The 12,645-nt window shown below is 69.8% G+C and carries 4 protein-coding genes; 2 read left to right on the forward strand and 2 right to left on the reverse strand.

Going from position 1 to position 12,645, the window contains the following annotated elements; genetic code table 11:
* Nucleotides 1–117 precede the first annotated feature (117 nt).
* On the forward strand, nucleotides 118–10,410 hold the full coding sequence (locus ACIHAX_RS34510) for an amino acid adenylation domain-containing protein (RefSeq protein ID WP_397281872.1): 10,293 nt from the start codon (nucleotides 118–120) through the stop codon (nucleotides 10,408–10,410).
* Nucleotides 10,407–11,084, forward strand: coding sequence for a DUF6875 domain-containing protein (locus tag ACIHAX_RS34515; protein ID WP_364436544.1), 678 nt, complete (start codon nucleotides 10,407–10,409; stop codon nucleotides 11,082–11,084). The genes ACIHAX_RS34510 and ACIHAX_RS34515 overlap by 4 nt, the downstream gene beginning before the upstream one ends.
* 73 nt (nucleotides 11,085–11,157) lie before the next feature.
* Here the strand turns inward: ACIHAX_RS34515 and ACIHAX_RS34520 are convergent, their stop codons facing one another.
* Both ACIHAX_RS34520 and ACIHAX_RS34525 read right to left on the reverse strand, forming a co-directional pair.
* Complete coding sequence (locus tag ACIHAX_RS34520) at nucleotides 11,158–12,060, reverse strand: trypsin-like peptidase domain-containing protein (protein WP_355078544.1); 903 nt, start codon at nucleotides 12,058–12,060, stop codon at nucleotides 11,158–11,160.
* 168 nt (nucleotides 12,061–12,228) lie between these two features.
* The gene (locus ACIHAX_RS34525; RefSeq protein ID WP_397281805.1) at nucleotides 12,229–12,597 is read right to left on the reverse strand and encodes a nuclear transport factor 2 family protein; all 369 of its coding nucleotides are present in this window, start codon (nucleotides 12,595–12,597) and stop codon (nucleotides 12,229–12,231) included.
* Between the last annotated feature and the right edge of the window lie 48 nt (nucleotides 12,598–12,645).

Consider the following 12,645-nt stretch of genomic DNA (forward strand, 5'->3'; position numbering starts at 1 on the left):
CCCCTCGACCACATCCCCCTCACCCCCACCGGAAAACTCGACCGCACCGCACTACCCACACCACCACCCACCGACCACAAACCCTACCGACCACCCCAAACACCCCTCGAACACACCATCACCCAAGCATTCACCGACATACTCCACACCAACACCATCGGACTCGACGACTCCTTCTTCACCCTCGGCGGCGACAGCATCATGTCGATCCAGTTGGTCAATCGAGCCAGGGCGGCGGGCGTGGTGTTCACCCCGCGCGACGTGTTCGACCGCAAGACGGTCGCCGGGCTGGCCGAGGTCGCCGTCCGCGGCGGCACCGCGGCGACCGCGCTTCCGGCCGAACTGCCCGGCGGAGGCGTGGGGCCGGTGCCGGTCACGCCGATCGTCCGGTGGCTGCTCGAGCGGGCCGGGTCTGGGTTCGGCCGCTTCTCGCAGGCGGTGTTGCTCGGACTGCCGCCGGGGATCGACCGGCAGCAGCTGGTGGGCACGGTGCAGGCGGTACTCGATCGGCACGACATGCTGCGCGCGCGGCTGCGCCCGACCGACGACGGAAGTTGGGCGTGGGAAGCCTTGCCCGCCGGGGCGATTCGAGCCGAGGACGTCATCCGCCGGGTGGCGATGCCGGAAGCCCCGGGAAGCGCCGAGTTCCGTGCTTCTGTGGCGGCGGAGTTGGACGCCGCCGCGGACCGGCTCGATCCGGGCGCCGGGATCGTGCTGCAGGTGGTCTGGTTCGACCCGGTAGCCACGACGGAGCCGGGCCGGGCGCTGGTGGTGGCGCACCATACGGCCGTCGACGGAGTGTCCTGGCGGGTGCTGGTGCCGGATCTCGCGATCGCGTGGGCGCGGATCGAGTCCGGCGAACCACCTGAGCTGGCCCCGGTCGGGACGTCCATGCGCAGGTGGGCCCACGGGCTGGTCGAATCGGCCGGAAGCGCCGAGCGGCGCGCCGAATTCGGATTCTGGAAAGCGATGGCCGCCGGAGACGATCCGGTGATCGGATCCCGCTCCCTCGACCCCGCGATCGACGTCGCCGCCACTGCCCGCACGGTCGAGATCGATGTTCCCCCCGAAGTGACCGAGGCGTTGTTGACCACCGTGCCCGCGGCATTCCACGGCGAGGTGAGCGACGGGCTGCTGGCCGCGCTGGCGGTAGCGGTGACGAAGTGGCGGCGCGAGCGCGACACGGTAGCGTCCGGCGATCTCGCGGACGTCGTGATCGGTTTGGAAGGGCACGGCCGCGAGGAGCACGCGGTCCCCGGCTCGGATCTGGCCCGGACGGTCGGCTGGTTCACCACGACTTTCCCGATGCGCCTCGACCTGTCCGGCATCGATGTCGACGACGCGGCCGCGGGTGGGCCCGCGCTGGGGGCAGCGGTCAAGTCGGTGAAGGAACAGCTGCGCAAGGTCCCTGACCACGGGATCGGCTACGGCTTGCTGCGGTATCTCAACACCGATACCGGACCGGAACTCGCGAGCATGCCGACACCGCAGATCGCGTTCAACTACCTCGGCCGCGTCGCCACGAAGGTGCCCGGAGCAGCACCGTCTGCCGGATGGCTACCGGTGGACGACGGCGGGGACCTCTCGGGCGCCGAGTTCACCGGTGCGCTCGACCCGGATCTGCCGATGTCGGCGGTGCTCGACATCAACGCCCTCGTGCTGGACGACGGCGATCGGCGGCGGCTGCGGGCGAGGTGGTCGTATCCGGCCGGGGTGCTCACCGCCGACCAGGTGCACGAGGTGGCGGAGTCGTGGCGCCGGGTACTGATCGCGTTGGCGGCAGACAGCCACCGCGCGGGGACCGGCGGACGGACGCCATCCGATCTGGACCTCGTCGATCTCACCCAGTCCGACATCGAACGGCTCGAGACCGCATATCCGGCGCTGAGCGATGTGTGGCCGTTGACTCCGTTGCAGGAGGGCTTGCTGTTCCATGCGCTGCTCGCCGAGGAGTCGGTGGACGCCTATGTGGTCCAGCTGGTCCTCGAACTGGGTGGACGAGTCGATGCGCAGCGGCTGCGCCGAGCCGGGCAGGCGCTGCTGAACCGGCATGCGAATCTACGCGCGGCGTTCGTCACCGACACCGGGCCGGTGCAGGTGGTCGACGAAGACGTCGAGGCGCCATGGACGGAGCTGGACCTGTCCGGGCTGGACGACGGGGAACGGGATCGAGAGTGGACTCGGCTGATGGCCGAGGACCGCGCGACCCGGTTCGACCCGTCGCGCGCCCCACTGCTGCGCTGGATGCTGGTCACCACCGGGCCGGAACGCTTCCGGCTGGTGCTGACCAACCATCACCTGCTGCTGGACGGCTGGTCGATGCCGCTGCTCCTGAAGGAGTTGCTGGTGCTCTACGCCACCGACGGCGACGACACGATGCTCCCTCGTGTCCGGCCCTATCGGGACTTCTTGGCGTGGCTGGTGCGGCAGGACCCGACCGCTTCGCTCGACGCCTGGGCCCGTGCGTTCGACGGCGCCGACGAGCCGACCCTGATGGCTCCGCCCGACCCCCGCCGCCGCTACACCGAATCACGAGACGTCCTCGGCGAATTGACCGAGGAACAGACCGCTGACTTGACGAACCTGGCGCGGGCACGCGGAATCACCCTCAACACCGTGGTCCAGACGGCCTGGGCGATCGTCTTGGGCGCCTCGACATCCCGGACGGATGTCACCTTCGGCACCACTGTCTCCGGACGTCCTCCGCAACTCACGGACGTCGAATCGATGATCGGGCTGTTCGTCAACACGCTGCCGGTGCGTGTCCGGCTCGCCCCCACCGAAAGTTTGGGGCAGCTACTCGACCGGGTCCAGGCCGAACAAGCCGCGCTGCTCGATCACCACTACGTGGGCCTGACCGACATCGAACGAGTGGCTGGGCCGGGAGCGATGTTCGACACGATGACGGTGTTCGAGTCCTATCCGGTCGATCGTAGCGGGCTCACCGCCGACACCGACATCGCGGGCATGCGGCTGCTCGATGTGAGCGGCGCCGACGCGGCGCACTACCCGATCGGCCTTGTCGCCCAGGTCGACACGCGATTGCGTCTCGACATCAAGTACCTGCCCGATCTCTTCGACCACGACATGATGGACGCGACGCTGCGTCGGGTCCTGCGCGTGCTGGGGGCGATCGCCACCGACCCGGATCTACCACTGTCCCGGCTGGATCTGCTGTCCCCCGCGGAATACCGCGAGTTGGCGCCGGTGTCGGGTCGTCCAGCGGTGCCGGCGCAGGTCTTGCCGGATCTGCTGGCCGCGGCGGTGGCGAACGATCCGGGTGCGGTCGCGGCGGTGTGCGGCGACCGCCGGTGGACCTACGGTGAACTGGATGCGGAGTCGAATCGGCTGGCCCGCATGCTGATCGGGCTGGGAGCGGGGCCGGAGACCAGCGTCGCGGTCGGATTGCCGCGGTCGGTCGAGTCGGTGCTGGCGGTCTGGGCCGTGGCGAAGTCCGGGGCGGCGTTCGTGCCGATGGACCCCGAGTATCCGGCCGGCCGCATCGCGTACATGCTCACCGATTCGGGTGCGGCGGCGGGGATCACGCTGTCTCGGTGGCGGAATCGTTTCCCCGGATCGGTGCGATGGCTGGTGCTCGACGAACCGGCGGTCGAAGCGCGGCTGGCGGGATTGCCGGCAGCGCTGGTGAGTGACCAGGAGCGAACCCGGCCGGTGCGGGCCGACCACGCGGCGTACGTGATCTACACGTCCGGGTCGACGGGAGAGCCCAAAGGGGTGGTGGTGTCGCACAAGGGGTTGGCGAATCTGGTGGACGATCAACGTACGCGGTTGGGTGTCGGGCCGGGCACGCGGGTGCTGCATGCCGCGTCTCCGAGTTTCGACGCGGCGGTGCTCGAATACCTCTGGGCGTTCGCGACGGGCGGGCAACTGGTGATCGCGCCGCCGACTGTGTACGGCGGGGACGAGCTGGCGCGAATCCTGACGCGGGAGCGGGTTTCGCACGCGGCGCTGACGCCGACGGCCTTGGCGACGGTCGATCCGGCCGGGCTCGGAGGCCTCGGGACGGTCGTGATCGGCGGCGAGGAGCCCCCACCGGAGTTGGTGTCGCGGTGGGCGCCGGGCCGCAGATTGTTCAACACCTACGGTCCTGCCGAGGCCACGATCCAGACCGACGCCGGGCGCCCGCTGGTAGCGGGTGAGGCCGTGACGACCGGCAGCCCGATTCGCGGGGTGCAGGAGATCGTGCTCGACACCTGGTTGCGGCCGGTACCGGTCGGAGTCGTCGGCGAGTTGTATCTGGCGGGTCCCGCTTTGGCGCGCGGCTATCGCAACCGGATGGGCACGACTGCGTCTCGGTTCGTCGCCAACCCGTTCGCGGAGCCGGGGCAGCGCATGTACCGGACCGGAGACCTGGTGCGGTGGCTGCGGTCGCCGACCGGGCATCTGACGCTGGACTACCTGGGCCGGACGGATTTTCAGGTGAAGATCCGTGGTTTCCGCATCGAGCTGGGCGAGGTCGAATCGGCGCTGCTGGCGTACGCGGGTGTCGCGCACGCGGTGGCGGCCGTGCGCCGAGGCGCGGTCACCGGCGACCGGTTGATCGGGTACGTGGTTCCCGAATCCGGGGTCGAGCTCGACACGGCCGCGGTTCGCGAGTTCGCCGCGGAGCGGTTGGCCTCGCATATGGTGCCCGCGACCGTCGTGGTGATCGACGCGCTACCGATGACGGCCAACGGCAAGCTGGACCGCACCGCTCTGCCCGAGCCCGACTTCACCCTTCGTGCCGGATCCCGGCCACCGGCCACCGAGCTCGAGACGACGCTGGCCGGACTGTTCGCGGAGGTACTCGGACTCGACGAGGTCGGGGCGGACGATTCGTTCTTCGCCATGGGCGGCGACAGCATCATGGCGATTCAGCTGGTCGCGCGCGCCAAGGCGGCGGATCTGCTGTTCTCAGCGCGCGACGTGTTCGAGCACCGAACGGTCGCCGAGCTGGCCCGGGTCGCCGTGCGCGACAGCACCGAGGCCACCGCCCTGCCCGCCGAACTGCCCGGCGGAGGCGTGGGACAGATACCGCTGACGCCGATCATGTGCTGGATGTTCGAACGCGGTGGCTTCGACCGTTTCAGCCAGTGGGCGATGCTCACGCTGCCCGCCGGTATCGACAGCGCCGGAATCGGCGCCACCGTCCAAGCGGTGCTCGAACACCACGACATGCTGCGAGCCCGGCTACGCCCGGACCCCGCGCACGCGTCCGGCTGGGCGCTGCACGTATCGCCGACCGCCGCACCCGCCGCGGGGCTGATCCGGCGCGTGCCGGTAACCGCGGCGCCGGACAGCAGCGACTTCGCCGCGATCGCCGACGCCGAGGCGAACGCCGCGGCCGAGCGCCTCGACCCCGCGGCAGGAGTCGTGCTGCAACTGGTCTGGTTCGAGTGGGCGCGCGGGCCGGGACGGCTGCTGATCGTCGCGCATCACCTGGTCGTCGACGGCGTTTCGTGGCGCATCCTGGTTCCCGACCTCGCGATCGCGTGGGCACAGATCAGCGCGGGGCAACCACCGCGGCTCGCGCCGGTCGGCACCTCGATGCGACGCTGGGCGCATGCCATGAACACCGCCGCCGTGCGCCGGGACGAACTCGAGTGGTGGCGCACCACGCTCGACGCCGCGGACCCGCCGATCGGCGCACGCCCCATCGACCCAGCGGTGGACGTGCAGGCCACCGTCGCGACCGTCGAGGTGAAGCTGCCCATCGCGGTGACCCGCGCGGTGCTCACCACGCTGCCGGAGGCCTTCCACGGCAACGTGGACGACGCGCTGATCGCGGGGCTCGCTCTGGCGCTGACCCGGTGGCGGCGCGATCACGGCGACACCGTGCCGGAAACGCTGCTCACCCTCGAAAGCCACGGCCGCCACGACGCGGTGCTCCCGCACGCCGACCTCTCGCGCACCATCGGATGGTTCACCACCACCTATCCGGTGCGACTCGACTTGTCCGGCATCGACATAGACGACGCGTTCGCCGCCGGACCCGCCGCCGGGGCTGTCGTCAAATCGGTCAAGGAACGTTTGCGGCAGGTCCCCGATCACGGGATCGGCTACGGACTGCTGCGATACCTCGACGCCGATACCGCCCGCATCCTGCGTGCGCTGCCCGCACCGCAGGTGAGCTTCAACTATATGGGCAGGTACGACACCATTCCCGCAGCGTTGCGCGAGGCAGGGTGGATGCCCGCCGGAGGCGGCGGCGTTCAGAACCCCGACGCGGCCGCCGCATCCGTGCTGGGAGTCAACGCGGTCGTCACCGACACCCCGGAAGGGCCGGCTCTCACCGCCGCCTGGGACTATCCGACCGGTCTGTTGACCTCCGACGAGGTCACCGGCCTCGCGGAACTGTGGCGCGACGCGGTGACCGCGCTGGCCGACTATGCGTCCCGGCCCGGCGCCGGCGGGTTCACCCCCTCCGACCTCGACCTCCTCGAGCTGAGCCAGGACACGATCGACCGGCTGGAGCGCCTGCACCCGGCCCTGGACGACATCTGGCCGCTCACGCCGCTGCAGACCGGGTTGCTGTTCCACGCTCAGCTCGCGGACGGCGCCCTCGACGCCTATATCGTGCAACTCTGCATGGAACTCGGCGGGCACGTCGACGCCGAGCGGCTGCGCCGCGCCGCGCAGGCGCTCGTCGGACGGCACCCCAACCTGCGGACCGCGTTCGTGCGCGACGGCGCGGGTGAAGCGGTCCAGGTCGTGCATAAGCACGTCGACGTGCCGTTCACCCTCATCGACTTGGCCGAGCACGACGATCCCGCCGCCACGCTGGATCAGCTCATGGCCGCCGACCGGCGCGCCAGCTTCGACGTGGCCGCGGCGCCGCTGCTGCGAATGACGTTGGTGCGCATCGCCCCCGAGCGATACCGGCTGGTGTGGAGCATGCATCACATCCTCATCGACGGCTGGTCCACGCCACTGCTCATCCGGGAGCTGCTGACCCTCTACGCCTGCGACGACGACGCCACGGCGCCCGCTCCGGGCCGTCCCTTCCGCGACTACCTGACGTGGCTGCACGCCCAAGACCGGAACGCGGCGGAAACCGCGTGGACGCGGGCACTCGACGGCGTGTCGGAGCCGACTCTGCTGGCGATCGCGGACCGCGGCCGCAGGCACATCACCGCCACGCGCGACGTACGAGTTCAGCTCGGCGAAGACCGCACCTCGGCGCTGGTCGCCACCGCCCACCGACAGGAGGTCACACTCAACACCCTCGTTCAGGCCGCCTGGGGAATCGTGCTGGCCAACGCGACCGGCCGCGACGACGTGGTGTTCGGCACCACCGTCTCCGGGCGCCCGCCCCAGATCTCCGGCATCGAATCGATGATCGGGCTGTTCATCAACACGGTGCCGGTGCGGGTCCGGTTGGACCACCGCGAAACCCTCGCCCAACTGGTGCGGCGAATCCGGACCGAACAAGCCGCGCTGCTCGACCATCACCACCTGGGCCTGGCCCAGATCCAGCACATCGCCGGTCCTGGCGCGATGTTCGACACCGTGACGGCCTTCGAGTCCTACCCGATCGACTCGACCGGGTTGTCCGAAGACACCGACATCGCGGGAATGCGTGTCCTGGGCGTGCACGGACGCGATGCCGCGCACTACCCGCTCGGCCTGATCGTGCACCAGGACAACAGATTGCACCTGACCTTCAAATACTTGCCCGACCTGCTGACCCGGCAGCAGATCGACGCCATCGCCGACCGCGTGCTGCGCGTGCTCGACACCGTCGCGGACCACATCGACCTGCCGCTGCCCCGGCTACAGCTGCTGTCGCAGGCCGAGCAGGCCGCGCTGGTGCCCGTTCGCGGGCCACACGGGGCGGTGATGTCGGTGCTGCCGCAGGTGCTGACCGCCGCGATGGAACCGGAGACCGAAGCGGTGGTCTGCGACGGCGCACGACTGTCCTACCGCGAACTCGACGAAACCTCGAACCGGTGGGCGCGGGTGTTGATCGACACCGGGATAGGACCGGAATCGTTCGTAGCCATAGCGCTACCTCGCTCCATCGACGCCATGATCGCCGTGTGGGCGGTCGCAAAGACCGGCGGCGCGTTCGTCCAGGTGGAACCCAGCCATCCGCGCGAACGCAGCACGACCATCCTGACGGATTCCGGTGCCATGGTCGGGCTTACTCGCGAGCCCTACCGAAATCAGTTGCCGGACACCATCGAATGGCTGACCGTCGACAGCACCTCCTTCGCCGCGACGTCGGCAGAAGTGTCCTCCGCGGCGATCAGCGATGCCGACCGAACAGCCCCACTACGACCACAGCACCCGGCCTACCTGGTCTACACCTCCGGCTCCACCGGAACCCCGAAGGGCGTCGTGGTCACACATACCGGGATAGCGAACCTGGCCGCGGATACGCGGCAACGGTTCGGCATCACTCCGTCCTCTCGGATACTGGCTGTCGCCTCGCCGAGCTTCGATGTCTCGATCCTCGAATGGATCGGCGCCGTATGCGGCGGGGCCACGCTGATCCTCGCCCCCACACCGGTCGGCGCCGGGCTGTCCGAGCTGGTCCGGGCGGAACACGTCACCCATGCCGCTCTCACCCCGACGATGCTCGCCGCGATGAATCCCGACGGACTCGAAACCCTGGTCATCGGCGGTGAGCCGTGTCCGCCGGAGCTGGCGGCGCGGTGGACGCCGGGCCGCACGGTGCTCATCAGCTACGGGGCCACCGAGACCACGGTCGTGAGCTGCGCAGGCACTCCGCTGTCCACCACCGTCGACGGCCCGATCGCCATCGGCGGCCCGATCCGCGGATTCACCGCCGTCGTACTCGATCGCAAGCTCCGCCCCGTTCCGTTCGGAGTGGTCGGCGAACTCTATCTGTCCGGACCGGGCCTCGCCCGCGGCTACCACAAGCAACCCGCGACCACCGCGAGCCGATTCGTCCCCGCCCCGTACGGGCGGCCCGGGACGCGGATGTATCGCACGGGCGACCTGGTGGCGTGGACCGCCGACCGAAGACTGCAATACAAGGGCCGCAGCGACCTGCAGTTGAAGGTCCAGGGCAACCGCGTCGAACCCGGCGAGGTCGAATCCGCGCTGAGCGGCTATCCCGACATCGCCTATGCCGCGGTCACCGTGCACACCCGCCCCGACGGCACTGGCCAACTCACCGGCTACGTCGTACCGACGCCGCACACCACACCCGACACCGGCGCCATGACCACCTACCTCGCAACCCGCCTGCCCACCCACATGATCCCCACCGCCATCGTCGTCCTCGACCGGATCCCGCTCACCAGCACCGGCAAATTCGACTACAAAGCCCTGCCCGCGCCGGACCGCCCCCCGTTCCGCGCGCCGTCCACGCCGCTGGAGGCCACCGTCTGCGCGGCGTTCGCGCGAACGCTCCAGCTCGAACGAGCCGGTTGCGACGACGGTTTCTTCGCGCTCGGCGGCAATTCGCTCGCCGCGACCCAACTGGTGGCGCGACTGGAGGAGTCGACCGGGGTACCCGTGCCGATTCAGTGGGTCTTCAGCGACCCGACACCGGAATCGCTGGCCCGCCGCATCGAGGCTCGGCTGCGCGGGTTCGAGGAACCCGACCCTCATGACGCGCTCGCGGTGCTGCTCCCCCTGCGCGCGACCGGCGTCGAACCGCCACTGTTCTGCGTCCACCCGGCCATCGGTTTGGCTTGGGGTTTCAGCGGACTCGTGCAGCACCTCGGCTCGCAGCGACCCGTCCACGGGCTGCAATCCCCGGCGCTGACCGACCCCACCGCGCGGTTCGACACGCTCGACCAACTCGCCGCCCGCTACGTACAGGAGATCCGATCCGTCCAGCCGCACGGCCCCTATCACCTGCTCGGCTACTCGTTGGGCGGCACCATCGCGCACGCGATCGCCGTGCGACTTCGTCGCGAGGGCGAACCCGTCGCCACCTTGGCGATGATGGACACCCGCGTTGTCGACGCGGGCAGCGCGCAAGCTCCCCTGCCCACTCTCCGCGACATGCTCACCGAGTTCGGCGGCGTGGCCGGTTCCCGAATTCCGGCCGACCTCACCGTCGAGGCCGCGACCGACTTGCTGCACCGGCAAGGCGGTCTCTTCACCGCCCTCACACCCGAGCATCTCGCGACCCTGCACGGCGACTACACCCGGCTCGTCGACCTCACCCGAGATCATCGACCGGCACTCTTCGACGGTGATCTGCTCTACTTCAGCGCCGTCGACGGCCACCCGGACGACGGCCCCTCTCCGTCTCTCGCGTGGCAGGAGTACCTCACCGGCAGCATCTTCGAACACCGTGTTGCCGTCGCGCACGAAAGGATGACCGACCCTGAGGCGCTACATGCCATCGGATCAACCCTGACCGAGCACTTCCGCCGCACCCCCGTCCCCTCACCGGAGCCTCCGATCTCAGCAAGGACCAGCCGATGATGAACACCGACCCCATAGTCGGGACACGCTCCGGCGTCCAGCCGGTCAACCTCTTCGCTCCCGACGCGGAAACAGGCCTCGCCGACCACCCCCGGTTCCCCGAACTCCGTCGGTGGACCCGCGAATACCTGTGCCATTCCCACCCGGATCTCGGCCGGCCCGGTCCCGTCTGCCCCTACACCAGCCACGCCATCACGCACAGGTACCTGTGGGCCGCCTACTTCGATGGGCACGACATCGATATCGGGCGCATCACCGCGATCGCCGACGATCTGTACGACCTGTTCCCGGCCCTGCCACCGCGGGAGGCGCCCGAGTCGCTGTTCAAAGCCGTTCTCGCGGTCTTTCCCGACCTCACCGACTACCCCTCGATCGACGCGGTGCAACGACAACAGAAAACCAAATTCGTCGACAAAGGTCTGATGATCGGGCAGTTCTATCCGGGCTGCACCTACCCCGGACTGCACAATCCGGCGTTCCCGGCGCTCGACGCACCACTGCCCATCCTCGCGGTACGCCACATGGCCCCTACCGACTATCCGTTCCTCGTCGCGCGCCACGAATGGATCGACACCTACCTCAAGCTCTTCGCCCCTACCATTCCCGGATTCGTCGCCACGGCCATGTCCGTCAGACTCGAACAGGCAATCGACGCCCAGAAAGACACTTCCTGAGTCGGTAGTGTGGGCGGGTGCGGACGCCCGGTGACCACCGCCGAGCCGGTCCCGGCGACCGGCTGGACAGCGCTCAGTCAGCCACCAGTTCCACCGGGACCGCGAAGACGTCGACCATGGCTCCGTTGCGCAGCACGGTGACCGGCAGTTGCACGCCGATCGACTCGGCGAACAGCTGCCGCTGAATCCCCTGCGCGTCACGCACTTGCGACCGCGCCACGCTCAGCACCAGATCGCCGCGGCGCAGCCCGGCCAGCTCGGCGGGGCCGCCACGGACCACCTCCACGATGCGCACCCCGGCGGCCTGCCCGGTGCGCGCGGCGACCGGCTCGGGCAGGGGCGCTGGCACACCGACCAAGCCGAGGTATGCGCGCCGGACGCGCCCCTCGGTGTGCAGCGTGCCGATGATCCGGCGCGTCGTCGCGTTGATCGGGATGGCGAGGCCGAGCCCGATGCCCGCGACCGCGGTGTTGACGCCGACCACCCGGCCGGCCGAGTCCGACAGCGCGCCACCGGAATTTCCGGGGTTGAGCGCGGCGTCGGTCTGGATCACGTCCTCGATCACGCGGCCGGCGCGGCGGGAAGCCACCGGAACCGCGCGCCCGAGCGCGCTCACCACGCCCGCGGTGACCGAACCCGCCAGGCCGAGCGGACTTCCGACCGCCACCACCAGCTGGCCGACCACCAACTGGTCGGCATCTCCGAGCGGCACCGCGTCCGGCGCGCCGCCGCGTGCGCGCAACACCGCGAGATCCGACAGGGGATCCACCCCGACGACGTGGAAGCGGGATTCCACCCCGTCGGCGAAGACCACCTCACCCTCGCGGGCCGCGCCGACGACGTGCGCGTTCGTCAACAGGAACCCGTCGTCGGTGAAGACCACCGCCGATCCGCTCCCCCGCCTGGTCCGCACGCTGGCCACGTGCGGCGTCACCGACGCCGCCACCGCGATCACCGTGCGGGAGTAGGCATCCATCGCGGCGTTGTCCACGCCGACCACCACCCTGTTCGCCGGAATTGCACTACTGCGTCCAGGATGCCCTCGCGCCGCGGACGACGCACGGTGTTCGCCGCAGGCGCAACCTGGGCCGCGGGTGCGCCGGGCGTGTCGCCGGGATACGGATCGCAGGTCCGGCACCGGCCGCTACGCCGTGGGCACCCGGTCGAGGAAACCGTGCACACTCGTGATTCGGTCGTCGGCTCCGAGGGAGATCACGTCCGAACCCGCGACCGGGGCGCTGCCGTCGGCCGCGGAGACCAGCTCCCAGGAGAAGCGGGCGATGTCGTGGTGACCGTCGACCGCGCCGAGGCGACGGAACTCCAACCCGGGGAACTGCGCCTGCACGCCCCCGATGGCCGCCGCCAGCTGGGCGTGCCCGCGCACCTCCGCGAGCGGATCGGTGTACGCGCCGTCCTCGGCCCACGCGGCCGCCACCGCCGCGGCCCTGGCGTCCTCGTCGGTGGCGTTCCACGCGGCGAAGTACCGATCGACCGCTTCCTCGTAGCGCGACATAATGAATCCTCCTGTGCGGTAATGATTTTCGGCAACCGTTCGGGTCTT

The organism is Nocardia sp. NPDC051929, from assembly GCF_044548645.1.
GTDB lineage: Bacteria > Actinomycetota > Actinomycetes > Mycobacteriales > Mycobacteriaceae > Nocardia > Nocardia sichangensis.